The sequence below is a fragment of the Corynebacterium sp. LK2537 genome, assembly GCF_040946485.1.
Lineage (GTDB): Bacteria > Actinomycetota > Actinomycetes > Mycobacteriales > Mycobacteriaceae > Corynebacterium.
In genome coordinates this window covers 1-19417 of sequence record NZ_JAYWLQ010000002.1, presented here as the reverse complement: position 1 = coordinate 19417, position 19417 = coordinate 1, and the positions used below count along the sequence as shown (strand labels likewise).

Genomic DNA, 19417 nt, shown 5'->3' with positions numbered 1-19417 from the left:
CACAATTGGGTTATGTCAGACGCGGTACACAACGAGCTAGCCAACATTGAGGTCCGGACGCCCTCCGGCACGGACGATCCCCTCTCGGATCAGGAGATCCAGAAATACCGGGAAGAGATCAACCGCATGGACCAGATCATCCTGGAGGCCATCAAGCACCGCACCGCGGTCTCTCAGGCCATCGGCCGGACCCGTATGGGCTCCGGCGGCACCCGGTTGGTGCACACGCGGGAAATCGCCATCCTCAACCAGTTCCGCGACGAGCTGGGCGAAGAAGGCCCCGCCATCGCTTCCGCGCTGCTGCGCATGGGCCGCGGCCGCCTGGGATGATTCTGCCTACCCCCGCGCCCGATTTGGGCTATCCGTACAGTAATCTATACGCATGAATGCCGTCTTAATAGCCGTCCTCGTCATGCTCGTCCTCGCGCTCCTGCGAGTCCATGTGGTCGTTGCGCTGTTCCTCGGGGCCCTCACCGGCGGTCTTATGGCCGGCATGGGGCTGGACGACACCATGCTCGCCTTCCAGGACGGGCTCGGCGGCGGCGCCAAGATCGCCCTAAGCTACGCCCTGCTGGGTGCCTTCGCCATGGGCGTGGCCTCGGCCGGGCTCCCCCACCTACTGGCTAACTTCCTGGTCAAGCGCCTGGGCAACCAGGACGGCGAGCTCAACAAGGCCGCCGTGGCCACCACCAAGTGGATCCTGGTGCTGGGCCTTATCGCCATGGCCGTGATGAGCCAGAACCTCATCCCGGTCCACATCGCCTTCATCCCGCTTTTGGTCCCGCCGCTGCTGACCGTCATGAACAAGCTGCGCCTCGACCGCCGCCTGATCACCTGCTGCCTGACCTTCGGCCTGGTGACTACCTATTTCTTCGTGCCGGTGGGCTTCGGCTCCATCTACCTCAACGACATCCTGCTGTTTAACATCTCCGAGGCTGGCCTGGACACCAGCGACCTGTCCATCATGCCCATCATGGCCATCCCGGCCGCGGGCATGCTGGTCGGCCTGCTCATCGCCATCTTTATTTCCTACCGGAAGCCGCGCGACTACGCCGATACCCCGATTTCGGACGACGCCCCGGCCTCCACGGAGATCTCGCCCTACCGGGTGACCGTCTCCGTCATCGCGATCATCGCGACCTTCGCCGTGCAGGTCATCATGCAGGCGCTCGACTTCGAGGCCGACGGGCTGCTGGTCGGCTCCCTGATCGGCCTGGGCATCCTGCTCATTTCCGGCACGGTCAACTGGCGCCAGGCCGACGACGTCTTCTCCCAAGGCATGAAGATGATGGCGCTCATCGGCTTCATCATGATTACCGCCCAGGGCTTCGCCTCGGTCATGACCGCCACCGGCGAGGTCGAGACCCTGGTCGACGCCACCGCAGAGATCTTCGGCGAGCACCAGTTCTGGGCCGCCGGCGGCATGCTCCTGGTGGGCCTGGTGGTCACCCTGGGCATCGGTTCCTCCTTCTCTACTCTGCCCATCATCTCCGTTATCTACGTCCCGCTGTGCATGTCGCTGGGCTTCAGCCCCGCCGCGACCGTTGCCATCATCGGCACCGCCGGCGCGCTGGGCGACGCCGGCTCCCCGGCCTCCGACTCGACCCTCGGCCCAACCGCGGGGCTCAACGCCGACGGGCAGCACGACCACATTCGGGATTCGGTCATCCCGACCTTCCTCCACTTCAACATCCCGCTGCTCGTGGCGGGCTGGACGGCCGCCATCGTCCTCTAACCACGCCCGCAGAAGTCTTCGACTACGGTTGTGGTTAGCACTTAGCACGCGTTTAGACACCGGAAGAAAGGCCGCAGAAGCCAATCGTCATGGATTATTCCAACACCGCCTACGCCACTGGTTCGACCATCACCAGCACTGCCGAGTGGAAGGCACTTAAGCAGCTGGCCGACGGGGAGACCGCGCTCAACCTCCGCGAGCTCTTCCGGGCGGAAGAATCCCGCGCGGACAACCTCTCTTTCGAGGCCGCGGGCCTGCACGTCGATTTGTCGAAGAACCTGGTGGACCAGGAAATCCTCGGCGCCCTCATCGCCCTGGCGGAGGCCGCCGGCGTGGAGCAGGTGCGCGACGCCATGTTCGCCGGCGCCCACATCAACAACACGGAGGACCGCGCGGTGCTGCACACCGCGCTGCGCCTGCCGGCCGAAGAAGACCTCACGGTCGACGGCCAGGACGTCGCCGCCGATGTCCACGAGGTGCTGGGCCGGATGCGCGACTTCGCCACCGCACTGCGCTCCGGCAAGTGGCTGGGGCACACCGGGCACACCATCAAGAAGGTCGTCAACATCGGCATCGGCGGCTCCGATCTGGGCCCGGCCATGGCGGCCCGCGCGCTGCGCTCCTACGAGGTAGCCGGGATTAGCGCGGAGTTCGTCTCCAACGTCGACCCAGCCGACCTGGACGCGGTCCTGGACCGCCTCGATCCGGAATCGACGCTGTTCATCGTCGCCTCGAAGACCTTTACCACCCAGGAGACCCTGGCCAATGCCCACGCGGCCCGGCGCTGGCTGCTGGAGCAGTTCGACGGCGACGAGTCGGCTATCCGCAAGCACTTCGTGGCTGTGTCCACCAACGCGGAGAAGGTCGCCGAGTTCAGCATCGACACGGAGAACATGTTCGGCTTCTGGGAATGGGTCGGCGGGCGCTACTCCGTGGACTCAGCCATCGGCCTGTCTTTGATGTGCACCATCGGGCCGCTGGACTTCATGCGCTTTGTCGACGGCTTCCGGGCCATGGACGAGCACTTTGCGCAGGCACCGCTGAGCAGCAACGTCCCGGTGCTGATGGCACTGCTGGGCATCTGGTACACCAACTTCCTGGGAGCCGAGTCGCACGCGGTACTGCCCTATTCGGAGGATCTCTCCCGCTTCCCGGCCTACCTCCAGCAGCTGACCATGGAATCCAACGGCAAGTCGGTGCGCCGCGACGGCTCGGCGGTGGACACAGCCACCTCAGAGATCTACTGGGGCGAGCCGGGCACCAACGGCCAGCACGCCTTCTTCCAGCTGCTCCACCAGGGCACCCACCTGGTCCCGGCCGACTTCATCGGCTTCGCCCAGCCGCACCGGGACTTCCCGACGGCTGACGGCACCGGCTCCATGCACGATCTGCTGATGAGCAACTTCTTCGCCCAGACCAAGGTGCTGGCCTTCGGCAAGACCGCCGAGGAGCTGACTACGGAGGGCGTCGCGGAGGAACTTGTCCCCCACAAGGTCATGCCCGGCAACCGCCCAAGCACCACCATCCTGGCCGAGAAGCTCACCCCGCAGGCGCTCGGCGCGCTCATCGCGCTCTACGAGCACATCGTCTTTACCCAGGGCGTCATCCTAGGACTGAATTCCTTCGACCAGTGGGGCGTGGAGCTTGGCAAGCAACAGGCCAACGACCTGGCCGCCGCCGTGTGCGGCGAGGACACCGCCGCCTCGGGCGACGCGTCCACCGACGCGCTCATTCAGTGGTACCGCGCCCACCGCGGCTAGCCCGGTAACTACATCCGGATCATCGGCTCGAAGCCGGCGGGGATGCGGTCGTTCGGCACGATCTGCTTGCCGAACGGGAAGCAGGTGATCGGGATGAGCTTGAGGTTGGCGATAGCCAGCGGGATGCCGATGATGGTGATCGCCTGGGCCGCGGCCGTGGTCAGGTGGCTGAGTGCCAGCCACACGCCGGCGACGATGAACCAGACGACGTTGGAAAACGTCGACATGCCGCTGGACCCGCCCACCGGCTGGACCACGGCCCGGCCGAACGGCCAGATCGCGTAGGCCGCCATGCGGAAGCTGGCCACGCCAGCCGGGATGGTGATGATGAAGATGCAGGCCAGGATGCCGAAGATGAAATAGGCCAGCGCCAGCCACAGCCCGCCGAACAAGAACCAGATGATATTAAGCAACAAACGCATAGCCCCGATCCTAGCGTGCCCGCGGCTAATGCGTCTGCCTCTTGTGAGACCCTGGACGTCCTAGTATTTGGGCTGGCAGTGCGGGCAGAACCAGATGACCCGCTCCAGTTCCCCTTCGTCGCCGCCCTGGTCCGGCCCGCCCAAAAATCCCTTCTCGATGCGGGTGCCGCACCGCCGGCAGCGCGCCCGGTTGCGGCCGAAGACGTAGGTGGTCTCCCCTGCCCGGCGCACGCCGGTGGTCACGCGGATGGGGCTGTCGCGGTTGGCCCACATGATGCGCCGGGCAATGTCGATAACCGCCTCCAGGTCCACCCGTCCCACGGGCGTGGCCGGGTGGAGGCCGGCCAGGAAGCAGATTTCGGCGCGGTATTCGTTGCCGATGCCGGCCACGTTGGTCTGGTCCAGCAGCGCGGTCCCGATGGATCGCTCCGGGCGGGCCGCCAGCCGGCGCAGTGCCTCCTCGCGCCCGCCGGGTCCTTCCCAATCCGGGTCCAAGATGTCCGGGCCCAGGCCGGCGACCCAGCCGGCGTAGTCGTCGGCGGCCATCACCTCGACCAGGCCCAGCCAGTGGCCGACGAGTTCGATATCGCGCGGGTGGTGCGCCAGCTGCAGGACCACCCGCGCGCTGTGGCCCGGTTTGCGCCAGCGCTGCCCCGCATAATGGATGGCCCACTGCCCCTCCATCTTCAGGTGCGTGTGCAGCAGGCGCTGCCCGAACTGCATGAACAGGTGCTTGCCGTAGGGCCACACGCGCTCGCAGGTCTCCCCGTCAAAGCGCACGGTGGCATAGCGCGGCACCCGCAGGGAGCTGCGCGTGACCTCCCGGCCGCGCATGAACTGCAAGCGGTTGGATAGCTGCAGGACGGAATCGCCCTCGGGCATTACGCCTCCTTAACTAAAAATCCTCGAAAGCGTCATCGTCGAAGCTGGCGATCAGGTCGGTCACCCGCCGGCCCCGCCGCGACGGCACCGACCCTGTCTGCGGGCCCTGCTGGGCTCGGCGGCTGCCGCGGGCTGCACCGGTGCGGGGTGCGGCGGCGGTGGCGGCGATCCGCAGGCCGCGGGGGCTCAGCCCTGCTCCGGCGGCCCGCAGCGCCTCGGCCTCGGGGGCATGGAAAGCGGCGACGCCGTTGATCTTTTCCACGACCAGGGGCTGCAGGCGGCCGGCGGCGATGAGCTCGCGCAGCCCACCTAACGCCCGCTGCACTGCCTCGGCCGGGTCGACGCCCTCCGGCAGCACGTGCGGGAAGGTGGTCAGGGACTTGCCGCCGCGGCTTAAGTGCACGATGGGCAGCCCGTCGACCAGCGCCACGAGGGCGCCGGCGGCGCGGTTGGGCTTGCCGGGGGTCTCCGGCCAGGCCAGGGCCGCGCCATAGGGGTTGGCCGGGTCGCAGGCGGCGAGCACCACGGTGTCCGGCTCGTGGCCCGACGGCCAGCCGGTGACGTCGGGGCTGTCCTGCTCCCCGCGCAGGCGATCGATGACCGCGGGCACGGAAAACTGGGCCGCGCCCAGGCCCTCGATGACGTAGCCGCGCATGGCCTTTCCGGATTCCTCGAAGCCGGACAGGACCTTGTAGGCCAGGGCGAAACCGCCCAGCACGTCCTCGGCCACGACGCTGCCGCGGGTGACCACCCCGTAACGGTCCAGCCAGGCTTCGCCGTGCGCGACCGAGCGCGCCGTCGGGTCCTGCGCCGCCGGCGGAGTGAGCGCCCAGCGCCCGCCCACGTCCGGCGGGGTGCTCACCCGCTGCGCCTGTGCAAAGGAGGTCCGCCCCATCCGCAGGCGCGAGCGGTTCGGACGCCGCTTGGCGCGGTGGGCGGCCTTGCCGCCGGTCTTGCCGGCCAGGCGGGCGCGCACCGGGGCGAAGGAATCCGGGGAGACCGCGCCGGCCTCCACCAGCTGCCACAGCGCCTGGCGGACCTCTTCCTCGGTGCCCGGCGCGTCGGCGGCCAGCTCCCCGAAGTGGAAGGCCCCGCCCGTGCCCAGGTGCTCCAGGAGCGCACGCTCGAGGATGGAATAGCCCTCCGGCTCGGTCTGCGGCAGCAGCTGGGCGGCGTAGTCCGCCGGCAGCAGCATGATCCAGGGATCTGCCGAGCCGGCCTTGCCCGCGCCGACGATGAGGACCTCGCCGGACAGTGTGAGCTCGTCCAGGTGGGCGGGCGAATAATCCCCCACCCGGGCGGGCAGGATGAGGCTCTCCCAGGCCGAGGCGGGGGCCTTGACGCCAGCGAGCTGCTCGATGACCGCCAGCACCCCGTCGGCCCCGCGCAGCGCCGGGCGGGTGCCGGCCGGGGCGACCTGCTGCCAGGCGGGCAGGAAGCGGGCGTAGGCGGTGGCGCTGACCGGCTCGGTCGCCGCGCGGGCGGCGGCCAGCGAGCGGCTGCGGATTACCTTGAGGACCTCAGCCGCACAGTACTCGGTCTCCTCCACCCCGGCGCGGTAGTGGCCCTCGACCACCTTGTCCAGGCCGGTGATGACCCCGTAGGCCGCGGACACCGACAGCCCGAAGGCGGCCGCGGCCTCGCTGATGACGAATGGCCCGCGGGTGCGCGCCCAGCGGCTGAGCAGCTGCGGCAACGCGTCGGTGACCGTGTCCACCTGGGCCGGCACCCCGGGCGGGACCGGGATTCCCAGGCCGTCGCGCAGCAGCGCGGCGTCGTTGACCTGGGCTAGGTGCTCGGTCCCGGCGATGCGCACGCGCATCACGCGGCCGGCCAGGGCGGCATCGATAGCGCTTAACGGAACGTCCGTGTGCGCCGGCAGGTCTGTGGTGGCCACCGGGCCCAGGGTGCGCAGCAGGTCGGCGACCTCCTCGGTGGTGCGGGCCCGGCGGTCGGGGGCGGTGCGCTGGAGCTGGGCGTGGACCTGGTCGATAATGTCGGCATCCAGCAGCTCGCGCAGCTCCACCGTGCCCAACAGCTTGGCCAGCAGGGACGGGTCCAGGGCCAGCGCCGCGGCGCGCTTTTCCGCCAGCGGCGAGTCGCCCTCGTACATGAAGGCGCCGGTGTAGTTGAACAGCAGGGTCGAGGCGAACGGCGAGGGGTTGTCCGTGGTGATTTCGGCGATCCGGATGCGCCGGTGGCCCAGCTCCCGCATGACCTCCTGCAGGGCGGGCAGGTCGTAGACGTCCTGGAGGCACTCGCGCACGGTCTCCAGGATGATGGGGAAAGACGGGTACTTCCGGGCCACGTCCAGCAGCTGCTCGGCGCGCTGGCGCTGCTGCCAGAGCGGGGCGCGCTTGCCGGGGTTGTGGCGCGGCAGCAGCAGCGCGCGGGCGGCGCACTCGCGGAAGCGGGAGGCAAAGAGCGCAGAGCCACCGACCTGCTCGGTGACGATGTCGGTGATCTCGTCGGCGTCGAAGTTAAACAGGCTGGCGTCCGGCTCCCGGTCGGCCTCCGGCAGGCGCAGGACGATGCCGTCGTCGCCGGCCACGGCCTGGGCGTCCATGCCGGTGTTCTCCGCCACGCGGGCGCCGACCGCCAGCGCCCAGGCGGCGTTGACCCCGCGGCCGAACGGGGTGTGCAACAGCACGCGCCAGTCGCCTAGCTCGTCGCGGAAGCGCTCGAGCAACAGGGTCGTGTCATCCGGGATGAGACCGGTGGCCTCGTACTGCTCGCCCAGGTAGGAAACGATATTGTCCCGCGCGCGGGCGTCGACGTCGGCGAGGATTCCCGGGTCCTGGTGGACGTCCCGGCGCCAGGCGCCCAGCGCCCGGCCGAGCTCATAGGGGCGGCCGGCGGCGTCCCCGTTCCAGAAGGGCAACCGCCCGGTGTGCCCCGGTGCGGGGCTAACGCGCACCTGGTCCCGGGTGATGTCCTCGATCCGCCAGGAGCTAGCGCCCAGGGTGATGATGTCGCCCACGCGGGACTCGTAGACCATCTCCTCGTCGAGCTCGCCCACTCGGCGCGGGGCCTGGTTTTCGGCGCCGGAGACCAAAAAGACACCGAACATGCCGCGGTCCGGGATGGTGCCGGCATTGGTCACCGCCACGCGCTGCGCGCCCGGGCGCGGGGTGAGCACGCCGCCGACGCGGTCGTAGACCACCCGGGGTTTTAGCTCCGAGAAATCCGTCGAGGGGTAGACGCCGCTGACCAGGTCGAGCACGGCGTCGAAGACCTCGCGCGGCAGGTCCCGGTAGGGCCAGGCCCGCCGGACCGTGTCGTACCAATCCTCCACCCCGAGCCCGTCCGGGGCGGCGGCGACGGCGGCCACGGTCTGCTGCGCGAGCACGTCCAAGGGGTTGGACGGGGTGTGCAGGCGCTCGATGAGGCCTTCGCGCATGCGCTTGGTGGTCAGGCTGGCTTGGACCAGGTCGGCGCGGTGCTTCGGGTAGAAGGAGCCGGCCGATACCGCGCCCACGGTGTGCCCGGCGCGGCCGACGCGCTGCAGCCCGGAGGCCACCGACGGCGGGGATTCGACCTGGATGACCAGGTCGACCGCGCCCATGTCGATGCCTAGTTCCAGCGAGCTGGTCGCCACCACCGCCTTGAGCGTGCCCTCCTTGAGCATGGTCTCGGTCATAGCGCGCTCGTCCTTGGACACGGAGCCGTGGTGGGCGCGGGCGATAACCGCCGGGGCCTGGCCCGCGACGTCGACCTGCTTCATCAGCTGGGCCGGGTCCCGGCGCGTGGGCGCGGACAAAGACTCCGGGTCGTGCTCCTGCGCGTAGAGCTCGTTGAGCCGGCTGGTCAGCCGTTCCGCGGTGCGGCGCGAGTTGACGAAGACCAGGGTCGAGCGGTGCCCCATGACCTCGGCGTAGACGTCCTGCCCGATAAACGGCCAGATGGACTTCGCCGTCGGCAGCGCGGATTCTTCCAGCAGGTCGTCCCCGCTGGTAATGCCGATGGAATCATCCACCGTCAGCTCCCCGATGGGCGAGCCCTGCTCCGGGGTGGGCAGGTCCGCCATGTCCTCCACCGGGCAGTGCACGGCCAGGTCCCAGCGCTTGCTGGCCGGCGGGGCGATGATTTCTACTGGGCGGGACCCGCCCAAAAAATGCGCCACGGTTTCCAGCGGGCGCACGGTGGCGGAGAGCCCGATGCGCTGGAAGTCGCCGGCCAGCAGCGCCAGCCGCTCCAGGCTCAGCGCCAGGTGCACGCCGCGCTTGGAGCCGGCCAGGGCATGGATCTCATCCACCACGACGGTCTCGACCGAGCTCAAGATGCCCGCGGCCTTGGAGGTCAGCATGAGGTAGGCCGACTCGGGCGTGGTGATAAGGATGTCCGGCGGGCGGCGGACCTGGCGGTTGCGCTCGGCCTGCGGGGTATCCCCGGAGCGCACGCCCACGGAGATGTCCGGGTGGTCTAGGCCTAGCCGCTCGGCCACGCGGGCGATGCCGGCCAGTGGCGCGCGCAGGTTGTGCTCGACGTCCACGCCGAGGGCCTTGAGCGGGGAAATATAGAGCACTTTCACCCCACCATGGGTGGAGGTGCGGCTGGCCTCCTGCCCGATGGGCAGGCTGGTCTGGCCGTCGCGCTCGACCAGCCCGTTGAGCGCCCAGAGGAACGCCGCTAGGGTCTTACCGGAGCCGGTCGGCGCGACGACCAGCGCGTGGTCGCCCTGTGAAATAGCCGACCATGCCTCCTGCTGCACCTCGGTGGGCTGCGCGAAGACCTCGGTAAACCAGTCCCGCACCGGCGGGCTGAAGCGCGACAGGATGTTTTCGGCCATGCCTTACTTTAACGCGGCGGCTAGACTCTACGGGTATGACCGTCCAGCTAGATGATGCCCGCCTGACCAACATGATCGCCGAAGGCTGCGGCGAGATCCTCAAAGGAGTCCGCAAGGGAGGCCTGCTGCGCAGCCGCGCCCTGGGCGACGCCGGCGACGAGCTCGCCCAGGAGTGGATCTCCCGGGTGCTGGCCCAGCACCGCCCCGACGACGGATTCTTGTCGGAGGAGGCCACCGACAACCCGGATCGCCTCTCCAAGGACCGCGTCTGGGTGGTCGATCCGCTCGACGGCACGAAGGAATTCGCCACGGGCCGCCAGGACTGGGCCGTGCACATCGCCCTGACCATCGACGGCCGCCCCGCGCACGCCGCGGTGGGCCTGCCGGACCTGGGCGTGACGTTCAAGTCCTCCGACGTCCGCGCGGTCACCGGGCCGCTGTCCCACAAGTTCGTGGTCTCTCGCAACCGCCCGCCGAAGGTGGCGGACTACATCTCCGAGAAGATGGGCTTCGAGACCATCGGCGTGGGCTCGGCCGGGGCGAAGGCCATGCACGTGCTGCTGGGCGACTACGACGGCTATATCCACTCCGGCGGGCAGTACGAGTGGGACCAGGCCGCCCCCGTGGGCGTGGCGCTGGCCGCCGGCCTGCACGCCTCCCGCCTGGACGGCAGCCCGATCACCTTCAACAACGAGGACACGTTCATCCCGGACCTGCTGGTCTGCCGCCCGGAGCTGGCCGACGATATCCTGGCCCACGCGGCGGACTACGCCAAAGAAAACGGAGGGTTTTAAACTAGCGCTATGGCATACACCCCGTACGAAGACCTGCTTCGCGACATCCTCGACCACGGCTCCCCCAAGGGCGACCGCACCGGCACGGGCACGACCTCGTTATTCGGCCGGCAGCTGCGCTACGACTTATCCGAGTCCTTCCCCCTGCTGACCACCAAGAAGGTCTATTTCCACGGGGTCATCGGTGAGCTGCTGTGGTTCCTGCGCGGCGACTCCAACGTGAAGTGGCTGCAGGACAACCGCGTGCGCATCTGGAACGAGTGGGCGGACGAGAACGGCGACCTGGGCCCGGTCTACGGCGTGCAGTGGCGTTCCTGGCCCACCCCGGACGGCTCCCACATCGACCAGATCTCGCAGGCGCTGGAAACCCTCAAGTCCAACCCGGATTCGCGCCGCAACCTGGTCTCCGCCTGGAACGTCGCGGAGCTCGACAAGATGGCGCTGATGCCCTGCCACCTGCTCTTCCAGCTCTACGTGGCGGATGGCAAGCTCTCGCTGCAGGTCTACCAGCGCTCCGCCGATATGTTCCTGGGCGTGCCGTTCAACCTGGCCTCCTACGCCGCCCTGACCCACATGTTCGCCCAGCAGGCCGGTCTCGAGGTCGGCGAGCTAGTCTGGACCGGCGGGGATTGCCACATCTACGACAACCACCGCGCCCAGGTCGAAGAGCAGCTCTCGCGCACTCCTCGGGACTACCCGCAGCTCAAGCTGCACAAGGCGGCGTCCATGTTCGACTACGACTTCGACGACTTCGAGGTCATCGGCTACGACCCGCACCCGACCATCAAGGCCCCGGTGGCGGTGTAGATGGCTAGCCTGGGCGCCATCTGGGCGCAGTCCTTAGACGGCATCATCGGCGACGGCACGGACATGCCGTGGCACGTGCCGGAGGACCTGGCACATTTCAAGCAGACCACCCTGGGCAGCCCGGTGGTCATGGGCCGCAAGACCTGGGAGTCGCTGAACCCGAAGTTCCGCCCCCTGCCGGGCCGGGAGAATTTCATCATCTCCTCCCGCGCCCCCGGCGAGTGGTCCGCCGGCGGTGAGGTGCTGACCGGCATCGATAAGCTGCCGGAGCTCGACACCGCCTGGGTGATGGGCGGCGGGCAGCTCTACGCCGCCACGATCGACGACGTCGACGTCATCGAAATCACCTTGATGGGCGTTAACATCGGTAGTACCTACGGCGACGAGGCGGTCTTTGCCCCCGCGGTGCCTGCCCACTTCGGGCTCAGCCGCGACAGCGACTGGCTCACCTCCGACAAGGGCCGGCTGACCATCCCGGGCACCCCGCCCAGCGATCTTCCCATGAAGTACCGCTTTTTAACCTACGAAAGAAAGGACGCTGCTTAACATGAGCGTTAAGACCCCGGAAACCCACGATCACGTCACCATCTTCTACGCGGACTGGTGCCCGTTTTCTTCCCGCCTGATTAAGCGCCTGGACCGCACGGAGACCCCCTACACCCTGGTCGACGCGGAGGCCGAGGGCACCGAGGACATCAACGAGTGGATCAAGTCCGTCAACGACGGCAACCGGATCGTGCCGACCGTCCTCTACTCCGACGGCGCCCACGAGACCAACCCGGAGGCCTCCGCCGTGCGTGCCAAGCTGCGCGAGCTGACCGGCGAGGAAGCCTAGTCTTCGTCGCCTAATCCTCGACGTCCTCTTCCTCCCCGAAGAGCTCCACCATATCCGCCGGGGACAAGGTGCCGGCCATCCCGGCCAGCTCCTTGCTGTAGATGGTGTTGAGGTAGGTCTCTAGCACCGCGCGCAGGCGCTGCGCATCATACTTATTGAGCAGCAGCACGCGCTTGCGCTCCCCGCCCGGCATGGCCTTGTCCACGGCGAGGACCTCCACCCCATCGCGCTGGATGATCTGGGTGAAAATCTCCCGGCGCTGGACATCCACGAATTCCGCGTCCGCCCTACGCTGCGCGCCGCCAACCTCACTGCCTCGGTGTTCCATACCGCCCACGCTAGCCGATTTCCGCGCCTTACGCGCCCTCGGGTAACCTAGCTTCCTAGGCCCCAGTAGCTCAGGGGATAGAGCACGGCTCTCCTAAAGCCGGTGTCGGTGGTTCGAATCCACTCTGGGGCACTCTTTTCGCGGCGCTGAGGGCTTTCGCTGCGATAAAGGCCCCGACAGAGGCCATTCTTTGCCATCATTGAGGCATGGATTTCCTCGATTATGACACCGTCTTTGCCCGTCTCGACTACCCGTCTGCGGTGGCCGCCTTGCGGGGTACGCTGCAGGACGGCTTCAACCCGGCCGAGGATCTCGCACGCCAGGCCATCGACGTCCCCGGTGGGGAGTTGTTGCTCATGCCCTCGGCCACCCCGGCCGGGTTCGGGATTAAGTTGCTGTCGGTCAACGCCGAGGCCCGCGGCAACGACCCGCGCATCCAGGGCACCTACGTGCTCTTCGACCAGCAAACGTTCGCGCCCAAGGCAACCATCGACGGCATCGCGCTGACCAACCTGCGCACGCCGGCGGTCTCCCTGGCCGGTATTGCGGACGTGTTAGATCCAGAGTCCACCGGCCCCCTGTCCGTCGCCATCTTCGGTACCGGACCGCAGGCGCGCGCCCACGCCGCGGCGGTGCGCGAGGTCTACTCCAGCCGCGAGGTCGAGGTGACCTTCCTTAGCCGCAGCCAGCCGGAGGATCTGGAGCCGTGGGCCCAGGCCGGTACCGAGCAGGCCGACATGGTGCTTCGCGGCGCGGAGCTCATCATCACGACCACCACGGCGGCGGAGCCGGTGCTGGACGATTCCGCGGTGCGCGACGACGCCGTCGTCGTCGCGGTCGGCTCCCACTCCCCGTCCGCGCGGGAGCTGCCCGGCGCGCTGCTGGGACGTTCCCAGGTCATCATCGAGGACCCGGATACCTGCTTCCGGGAGGCCGGCGACGTCATCCAGGCCGTGGACGAAGGCGCCCTCGAGCGCGAGCGCCTGGTCACCTTCCGGGACGTCGTGCGCGGCGAGGCGCACCTGGATAGGACCCGGCCGGTGGTCTTCAAGTTCACGGGCATGCCCTGGGAGGATTTGGTCCTGGCGGAGGCCGTCGCCAGCGCGCGTTAGCCTCGACGGAACTGGGCGGGCGTGATATGGTACCCCTGTTACAGATGTGACTATTGTGGTCAATTCTAATTCTTGCGAGGTCTCCTATGTCCACCCCATCCATCGGCAACCGTTCCCTGTCCCGGCGCGGCCTCTTTAAGGCCGGCGCTCTGACCGCCGCCTTCGGCGTTTTCGGCGCCTACAACCTGCAGGCCGCCCCGCAGGCCCAGGCCCTGGGCCCCATCCTGGGCACCGTGCTGGACTATTCCGCCGGCGTGCCCTCCGCCGCCGCGGTCAAGGCCGCCGGCCACCTCGGCGCGGTGCGCTACGTCTCGCAGCGCCGCCCCGGCGCGAACTGGATGCTGGGCAAGCCGGTCAGCCTGAAGGAAACCAAGGACTTCGCCGCCCACGGGCTGGCCACCGCCTCGGTCTACCAGTTCGGCCGGGCCGGCAACGCCGACTGGCTGGCCGGCGCCGCCGGCGCCGCCACCCACGCCCCGCAGGCCATCGCCCTGCACAAGGCGGCCGGCGGGCCGACCGGTCGCCCCATCTACATCGCCATCGATGACAACCCGACCCGCGCCCAGTACACCAACCAGATCAAGCCCTACCTGCAGGCCTTTTCCGCCGCGCTCAAGGCCGCCGGCTACCAGACCGGCGTCTACGGCAACTACAACGTGATCGACTGGGCTAGCAAGGACGGCATCGGCAGCTTCTTCTGGATGCACGACTGGGGCTCGGGCGGAAAGATCCACCCGCGCACCACCATCCACCAGCTGCCCAAGGCCCAGCAGCGCACCGTCGGCGGCGTGGTCGTGGACATCAACCACGTCTACGCCAAGGACTGGGGCCAGTGGACCCCGGGCCAGGCGGCCGGCAAGCGGCCTGCCCAGAACCGCCCCGCTGCCCCGGCGCCGCAGGCCCCGGCAGGCAATTCCACGACCGACGCCATCAACCACCTGAGCTCCCGCCTGAACGAGACGGTGCCGAACATGCCGAACCTGCCGCGCGTGGACGGCAACAGCATCAGCTACAACGGTTCCTCGATCTCCATGGACCAAGTCCAGCAGGCCGCGGACCTGGCCAAGCGCTTTAGCGGCCGCTAAAACTCACCAGCCAATCAGGGGCAGAAGAAAACCTTCTGCCCCTTTTTTCTATCCCTGGCCCCAGACGGCCTACTTGCCGTCCTTATCGTCGCTTGCCTTCTTCCCCTTGTCCCGGGAGCCGTCGTCGCCGGACTTGGCATCCTTGCCGCGCGTTTCGCTCCGGCTGCTTTTCTTGTCCTTCGAGTCCTCGTCCTTCGGCTCCTTGTCCCGCGACTTGGACTCACCGGACTTGTCGGATTTTTCTTTGTCCTTCTTCCGGTCCTTCTTGTCGTCCTTGTCCGCCTTGCCACTGTCCTTCGCCGTGGACTCGGACTGCTGCTCGGCGTCCTGCGGGTCTTCGGTCACGGTCACCGGCGCGGACTTCCGGGCGGCGGCGCTGGCTTGCTCCAGGTAGTCGTCGGTGACGTGAGCGGTGACAAAATCGGTCAGGTCGTCGGCGTCGCCGTAGTAGTTGGCCGCGACCACGAAGTCGTGCCCGAAGGAGACGGTCGAGTGCATGTCGTGCTCGTTGGACCAGCCGAACTTCGTGCCCACCACGTCGTCGAGCTGCGACGTCCCGTAGTCCTGGGCGTAGCCGTCCTCGGCAAAGCGGTCGCTGTGCGACATCGCCACCAGCACCGGGTGCAGCGGATCCTTGTCCATCAGCTGGGCGACGAAGCTGGCCACGTCAAAGGTCGAGGTCGTCGAGTATCCCCAGCGCTTATCCGGCTGGGTGGACTTGAGGGAGTAGCGCTCCGCAACGTCTTCGATGGAGTCCGGGTATTTCTCGTAGAGCTCCTCAGCGCTTTCGTCCGAGGAATTGGCCACCATGTCCAGGGCCTCAAACTGCTCTTCGGGCTTGCCGTTTTCCACCACGTATTCGGCGATGTAGAGCTTGATCAGGCTCAGCGCCGGCCGCGACTCCCGCTCATTGGCGGTGGCCATGTGCATGCCATCGCTCAGGCGCACGTAGGTCAGCTGGCCGGGCTGGTCCGGGAAGGTCTCGGCGGCGGAGCCTGCGGTACCCGCAGCGCCCGAGGTCGTGGTCTCCTCCGTCGAGGTCTCCTCCTCCGAGGTCCTCTCAGCCTTGCTGGAGTCTTTGCCAGCACTACCCTTGTCTTTTTCGTCCTTTTCGCCCTTTACATCCTTGGAGTCCTTGGAGTCCCTGGCTGTGGATTCTGCGGTCGCGGACTTGGCGGTCTCGGAGCGCTTTTCTTTCGAGCGCGGAGAGTCTTTGCTGTCCTTGCCGTCCTTGCTGCTCTTACTGTCTGTAGTGGCTTCGGTGGTCGTAGCGGCCTCAGTGCTCTCCGCGGACTCGGTGGTTTCGGAGTCTGCGGCGAAGACGAGGTCGGGGCGGTCGCTGTCGCCGAGGATGCGGGTCTCGTGCCAGGCTTCCAGCTGCGGGATTTTGTCTTTATTAACGCTGGCCTGGGCGGGCGTGTTCTGCCCGTCGAAGCGCCCGAGTCCCCACGCGGCTGCCGCCAAAGCGGCGATGACCAGCACAGCGATGGCAGGCAGCAACAGGTGGCGCGAGGAGGATTTAGGGTTCACGGATTACATAATACAAAGAGGCACCGTGGGGGTATTGCCCACGGCGCCTCTTTCTAACGAGTTGTCCGCCTATCTTTAGTGATCCACGGGAGCTTCCACGCCCACGCCGGTCAGGGAGCGAACTTCCATCTCGGCGGCGAGTGCTTCCAGGTGATCCGGCTTGCCCACCAGGGTGCCGATGTAGCCAGCCAGGAAGGCCAGCGGGATGGAGACCAAGCCCGGGGAGCTCAGCGGGAAGATGGCCCAGTCCGCGCCCGGGAACATGGAGGTCTCAGTGCCGGAGACGGCCGGCGAGAAGAAGATGAGCACCAGGCAGGAGACCACGCCGGTGTAGATGGATGCCACCGCGCCGGTGGTGTTGAAGCGGCGCCAGTACAGCGAGTACAGGATGGTCGGCAGGTTGGCGGAGGCGGCCATCGCGAACGCCAGGGAGACCAGGAAGGCCACGTTCTGGGTCATGGCCAGAATACCCAGGATGATGGAGGCAATACCCAGGACCACGACGGTGATCTGGGAGACGCGCACCTGCTCTTCCTCGCTGGCCTGGCCGTCGCGCAGCACGGCGTCGTAGACGTCGTGGGCGATGGAAGCCGAGGCCGTGATGGCCAGGCCGGCGACCACGGCCAGCACGGTCGCGAACGCCACCGCGGAGATGATCGCCATGAAGATGGAACCGCCCAGCTCCAGGGCGAGCAGCGGGGCCGCCGAGTTCGCGCCACCCGGCGCGTTGAGGATCCGGTCCGGGCCCACCAGGGCGGCCGCACCGTAGCCCAGGATGAGAGTCATCAGATAGAAGGCACCGATGATGACGATCGCCCAGGTCACCGAGCGGCGGGCCTCAGTGGCGGTCGGGACGGTGTAGAAGCGCATGAGCACGTGCGGCAGGCCGCCCACGCCCAGCACCAGGGAGATACCCAGGGAGATGAAGTCCAGCTTGGTGGTCAGGGTCGCGCCGTACTTCAGGCCCGGCTCCAGGATCTGCTCGGCCTGGTAGCCCTCCTTAGCGAGGTTCTCCGAGCCGGCGTGCATGTCGATGGCGTCCTGGAAGAGGGTGTTGAAGCCACCGCGGATGGAGATGAACACCAGCGCGCACATGATGACCACGCCGACGACCAGGAGCACGGCCTTGATCATCTGCACGTAGGTCGTGCCCTTCATGCCGCCGATCAGGACGTAGACAATCATGATGATGCCCACGACGCCGACCACGACGGCCTGCCAGACGAATTCGTGGATGTCCAGGAGCACGGCCACCAGGGAGCCGGCGCCGGCCATCTGCGCGACCAGGTAGAACAGGGACACGAACAGCGTCGCGATGGCCGCGGCGACGCGCACGGGCTTCTGCCGCAGGCGGAAGGACAGCACGTCGGCCATGGTGAACCGGCCCACGTTACGCAGGGGCTCGGCCACCAGCATCAGGGCCACCAGCCAGGCCACGAAGAAGCCGACGGAGTACAAGAAGCCGTCGTAGCCGGTCAGGGCGACTGCGCCCACGATGCCCAAAAAGGACGCCGCGGACAGGTAGTCGCCGGAGATGGCCAGGCCGTTCTGGCGCCCAGAGAAGCTGCCGCCGCCGGTGTAGAAATCGGAGGCTTCCTTGGTGGACTTGCCGGCGCGCAGCACCAGCCACATGGTCACCACCAAGAAGGCGAGGAAGATGGCGATATTGAGGAGCGGATTACCGGCCGAGGTTTCCTGGGCCACAATCATCGTCGAGTTCACGGTCTAGCCCTCCAGTTCTTTGCGAATCGCGGCCGCACGCGGCTCGATGTTCTTATTTGCGTATTTGACGTAAATCCACGTGATCAAGAACGTGGTCGCGAACTGCAACAGACCAAAGACCAGGCCGACGTTCCAGTTGCCGCCCAGGGATTGCCCCATAAAGTCCGGCATGAACACGGCCATCACCACATAGAGGACGTACCACACGAAAAACGCCACCGTCAAGGGGAAGGCGAACTTCCGGTAAGAGCCGCGCAGTTCAGAAAACTGCGGCGACTTTTGCATCTCTATAAAGTCTTCCGCTGTGGGTTCGCGCCGTTGGGTCGGCGGAGTACCTACTTCAGACACTGCTTTCTCCTTCACTAAACGTACTTCCTCGTCCGCGGTCGCAGCCGCGAACATTTCGCACACGCTTCACAGATAACCGACAATGAGTTACCCATCACATCTGCGTTGCCAGGTAAGTTACCTTAGTCACACTGCAAGGTTGTGAAATCGGCCAAGTTTTTCGCCTTAGCAGAAATTAGCTACCCCCACTCCCCCACCTGACCTGCGTCAGTATTGCTTAGCAAATTACCCCCAGATACACGAAAGCCCCCGCTTGCAAAGGTTGCAAACGGGGGTTATGGCAGGGGTTTTGGACTTAAGCGTTCTCCCCCGGGAACTCGCGCGGGTCCTTAAACATGCGGCCGAAGCCCTGCTGGCCCTCCAGGCCATCGATGGCCTCGACATCTGCCGCCTCCAGCTCGACGTCGACCGTGCCCAGGTTCTCCTTGAGACGCTCGGACTTCGCCGACTTCGGGATGACCGAAATCCCCTTGTCCATAAGGTAGGCCAAGGCGACCTGGCCCGGGGTGGCGGAGTGCTTGTGGGCGACCTCCTCGATGACCGGGTTGCTCAGCACGACGCCACGGGCCAGGGGCGACCAGGCCTCGGTGATGATGTCGTGCTCGGCGTGGAAGCGGCGCAGCTCCGGCTGGGTAAAGCCCGGGTGCAGCTCCACCTGGTTGACCACCGGCACCACGCCGGTCTGGTCGATGATCTCCTGCAGCGGCTCCTCGTAGAAGTTCGCCACGCCCACGGAGGCGATCTGCCCCATGCCCTGCAGGCGGGCAATGGACTCGAAGGTCTCCACGAACAGCCCGCCCTGCGGCCACGGCCAGTGGATCATGTACAGGTCCAGGTAGTCCAGGCCCAGCTTCCGCAGCGACTCACTAAAAGCCTCCTGCACCTTCTCCGCGCCGTGGTGATCGTGCCATGCCTTCGAGGTCACGAACAGCTCATCGCGGGTGACGTCGCCAGCGCTGATAGCGTCGTTGAGCGCCTTGCCCAGCGCTTCTTCGTTTTCGTAGAGGGTGGCGGTGTCGAAGTGACGGTAGCCCAGCTCGATGGCCTCGCGCACCACGGAGATGCACTCCTCGCTGTAGAGCTTGTAGGTGCCCAGGCCCAGCTGCGGCATAGAGCGGTCGTCGTGGAAGTTAACTGATGGAACTGTCATAGTCTCCATTGTGCCTCGAAACCCCGCACCCGTGTGGGCTAAGTAGAAGAAAATTCCCCCTCCCGGATTTCCGGGAGGGGGAATGCACAGAATACGCGGTAGGCCGCGGGCGTCTTAA

General features: G+C 67.0%; 17 protein-coding genes and 1 tRNA gene. 10 read left to right on the top strand and 8 right to left on the bottom strand.

Going from position 1 to position 19417, the window contains the following annotated elements:
• The first annotated feature begins 12 nt into the window (after nucleotides 1-12).
• From VVS03_RS03005 to pgi, 3 genes are all read left to right on the top strand, one after another.
• Nucleotides 13-330, top strand: a complete 318-nt coding sequence (locus VVS03_RS03005; RefSeq protein ID WP_368519467.1) for a chorismate mutase — start codon at nucleotides 13-15, stop codon at nucleotides 328-330.
• A 52-nt stretch (nucleotides 331-382) separates the two neighbouring features.
• Nucleotides 383-1735, top strand: a complete 1353-nt coding sequence (locus tag VVS03_RS03000) for a Na+/H+ antiporter family protein (protein ID WP_368534140.1) — start codon at nucleotides 383-385, stop codon at nucleotides 1733-1735.
• Nucleotides 1736-1824: 89 nt separating this feature from the next.
• Nucleotides 1825-3495 (top strand): glucose-6-phosphate isomerase, encoded by a 1671-nt coding sequence (gene pgi, locus VVS03_RS02995; protein ID WP_368534141.1) that lies wholly within the window; start codon nucleotides 1825-1827, stop codon nucleotides 3493-3495.
• Nucleotides 3496-3503: 8 nt separating this feature from the next.
• Here pgi and VVS03_RS02990 read toward each other — a convergent pair whose 3' ends face one another.
• The 3 genes from VVS03_RS02990 to VVS03_RS02980 are packed head-to-tail and all read right to left on the bottom strand — an operon-like array spanning nucleotide 3504 to nucleotide 9588.
• On the bottom strand, nucleotides 3504-3917 hold the full coding sequence (locus VVS03_RS02990) for a YccF domain-containing protein (protein WP_368534142.1): 414 nt from the start codon (nucleotides 3915-3917) through the stop codon (nucleotides 3504-3506).
• Nucleotides 3918-3977: 60 nt separating this feature from the next.
• Entirely contained in the window at nucleotides 3978-4799 is an 822-nt protein-coding gene (locus VVS03_RS02985) for a DNA-formamidopyrimidine glycosylase family protein (protein ID WP_368519463.1), read from the bottom strand.
• A gap of 13 nt (nucleotides 4800-4812) precedes the next feature.
• The gene (locus VVS03_RS02980; RefSeq protein ID WP_368534143.1) at nucleotides 4813-9588 is read right to left on the bottom strand and encodes an ATP-dependent helicase; all 4776 of its coding nucleotides are present in this window, start codon (nucleotides 9586-9588) and stop codon (nucleotides 4813-4815) included.
• Between the two features lie 35 nt (nucleotides 9589-9623).
• On the opposite strand from VVS03_RS02980, the gene VVS03_RS02975 reads away from it, so the two are divergent.
• The 4 genes from VVS03_RS02975 to VVS03_RS02960 are packed head-to-tail and all read left to right on the top strand — an operon-like array spanning nucleotide 9624 to nucleotide 12024.
• Nucleotides 9624-10382, top strand: a complete 759-nt coding sequence (locus tag VVS03_RS02975; protein ID WP_368519461.1) for a 3'(2'),5'-bisphosphate nucleotidase CysQ — start codon at nucleotides 9624-9626, stop codon at nucleotides 10380-10382.
• Nucleotides 10383-10391: 9 nt separating this feature from the next.
• Nucleotides 10392-11189, top strand: coding sequence for a thymidylate synthase (locus tag VVS03_RS02970; RefSeq protein ID WP_368519460.1), 798 nt, complete (start codon nucleotides 10392-10394; stop codon nucleotides 11187-11189).
• On the top strand, nucleotides 11190-11735 hold the full coding sequence (locus tag VVS03_RS02965) for a dihydrofolate reductase (RefSeq protein ID WP_368520958.1): 546 nt from the start codon (nucleotides 11190-11192) through the stop codon (nucleotides 11733-11735).
• A gap of 1 nt (nucleotide 11736) precedes the next feature.
• Nucleotides 11737-12024, top strand: coding sequence for a glutaredoxin domain-containing protein (locus VVS03_RS02960; protein ID WP_368520957.1), 288 nt, complete (start codon nucleotides 11737-11739; stop codon nucleotides 12022-12024).
• A gap of 10 nt (nucleotides 12025-12034) precedes the next feature.
• On the opposite strand, the gene VVS03_RS02955 is transcribed toward VVS03_RS02960, so the two are convergent.
• Nucleotides 12035-12352: a hypothetical protein gene (locus VVS03_RS02955; RefSeq protein ID WP_368520956.1), complete on the bottom strand. Its 318-nt coding sequence runs from the start codon at nucleotides 12350-12352 to the stop codon at nucleotides 12035-12037.
• Between the two features lie 59 nt (nucleotides 12353-12411).
• On the opposite strand from VVS03_RS02955, the gene VVS03_RS02950 reads away from it, so the two are divergent.
• From VVS03_RS02950 to VVS03_RS02940, 3 genes are all read left to right on the top strand, one after another.
• Nucleotides 12412-12484, top strand: a tRNA-Arg gene (locus VVS03_RS02950).
• Between the two features lie 74 nt (nucleotides 12485-12558).
• Nucleotides 12559-13464 carry an ornithine cyclodeaminase family protein gene (locus VVS03_RS02945; protein ID WP_368519456.1) on the top strand — a complete coding sequence of 302 codons (906 nt, stop codon included), beginning with the start codon at nucleotides 12559-12561 and terminating at the stop codon, nucleotides 13462-13464.
• Between the two features lie 86 nt (nucleotides 13465-13550).
• A complete protein-coding gene (locus VVS03_RS02940; protein ID WP_368519455.1) occupies nucleotides 13551-14549 on the top strand; it encodes a DUF1906 domain-containing protein in 999 nt (332 codons plus the stop codon).
• Nucleotides 14550-14618: 69 nt separating this feature from the next.
• On the opposite strand, the gene VVS03_RS02935 is transcribed toward VVS03_RS02940, so the two are convergent.
• The 4 genes from VVS03_RS02935 to VVS03_RS02920 form a co-directional block, all read right to left on the bottom strand.
• A complete protein-coding gene (locus VVS03_RS02935) occupies nucleotides 14619-16079 on the bottom strand; it encodes a hypothetical protein (RefSeq protein WP_368534595.1) in 1461 nt (486 codons plus the stop codon).
• 75 nt (nucleotides 16080-16154) lie between these two features.
• Nucleotides 16155-17789 (bottom strand): cation acetate symporter, encoded by a 1635-nt coding sequence (locus VVS03_RS02930; protein ID WP_368519782.1) that lies wholly within the window; start codon nucleotides 17787-17789, stop codon nucleotides 16155-16157.
• A gap of 15 nt (nucleotides 17790-17804) precedes the next feature.
• Nucleotides 17805-18086, bottom strand: coding sequence for a DUF485 domain-containing protein (locus VVS03_RS02925; RefSeq protein ID WP_368519781.1), 282 nt, complete (start codon nucleotides 18084-18086; stop codon nucleotides 17805-17807).
• A gap of 358 nt (nucleotides 18087-18444) precedes the next feature.
• Nucleotides 18445-19308, bottom strand: a complete 864-nt coding sequence (locus VVS03_RS02920; RefSeq protein WP_368519453.1) for an aldo/keto reductase — start codon at nucleotides 19306-19308, stop codon at nucleotides 18445-18447.
• Between the last annotated feature and the right edge of the window lie 109 nt (nucleotides 19309-19417).

Excerpts from the sequence above, each read along its gene's own strand:
- VVS03_RS03005 (WP_368519467.1), top strand. The coding sequence starts at position 13 with ATGTCAGACGCGGTACACAACGAGCTAGCCAACATTGAGGTCCGGACG.
- VVS03_RS03000 (WP_368534140.1), top strand. The coding sequence starts at position 383 with ATGAATGCCGTCTTAATAGCCGTCCTCGTCATGCTCGTCCTCGCGCTC.
- pgi (WP_368534141.1), top strand. The coding sequence starts at position 1,825 with ATGGATTATTCCAACACCGCCTACGCCACTGGTTCGACCATCACCAGC.
- VVS03_RS02990 (WP_368534142.1), bottom strand. The coding sequence starts at position 3,917 with ATGCGTTTGTTGCTTAATATCATCTGGTTCTTGTTCGGCGGGCTGTGG.
- VVS03_RS02985 (WP_368519463.1), bottom strand. The coding sequence starts at position 4,799 with ATGCCCGAGGGCGATTCCGTCCTGCAGCTATCCAACCGCTTGCAGTTC.
- VVS03_RS02980 (WP_368534143.1), bottom strand. The coding sequence starts at position 9,588 with ATGGCCGAAAACATCCTGTCGCGCTTCAGCCCGCCGGTGCGGGACTGG.
- VVS03_RS02975 (WP_368519461.1), top strand. The coding sequence starts at position 9,624 with ATGACCGTCCAGCTAGATGATGCCCGCCTGACCAACATGATCGCCGAA.
- VVS03_RS02970 (WP_368519460.1), top strand. The coding sequence starts at position 10,392 with ATGGCATACACCCCGTACGAAGACCTGCTTCGCGACATCCTCGACCAC.
- VVS03_RS02965 (WP_368520958.1), top strand. The coding sequence starts at position 11,190 with ATGGCTAGCCTGGGCGCCATCTGGGCGCAGTCCTTAGACGGCATCATC.
- VVS03_RS02960 (WP_368520957.1), top strand. The coding sequence starts at position 11,737 with ATGAGCGTTAAGACCCCGGAAACCCACGATCACGTCACCATCTTCTAC.
- VVS03_RS02955 (WP_368520956.1), bottom strand. The coding sequence starts at position 12,352 with ATGGAACACCGAGGCAGTGAGGTTGGCGGCGCGCAGCGTAGGGCGGAC.
- VVS03_RS02945 (WP_368519456.1), top strand. The coding sequence starts at position 12,559 with ATGGATTTCCTCGATTATGACACCGTCTTTGCCCGTCTCGACTACCCG.
- VVS03_RS02940 (WP_368519455.1), top strand. The coding sequence starts at position 13,551 with ATGTCCACCCCATCCATCGGCAACCGTTCCCTGTCCCGGCGCGGCCTC.
- VVS03_RS02930 (WP_368519782.1), bottom strand. The coding sequence starts at position 17,789 with ATGATTGTGGCCCAGGAAACCTCGGCCGGTAATCCGCTCCTCAATATC.
- VVS03_RS02925 (WP_368519781.1), bottom strand. The coding sequence starts at position 18,086 with ATGCAAAAGTCGCCGCAGTTTTCTGAACTGCGCGGCTCTTACCGGAAG.
- VVS03_RS02920 (WP_368519453.1), bottom strand. The coding sequence starts at position 19,308 with ATGGAGACTATGACAGTTCCATCAGTTAACTTCCACGACGACCGCTCT.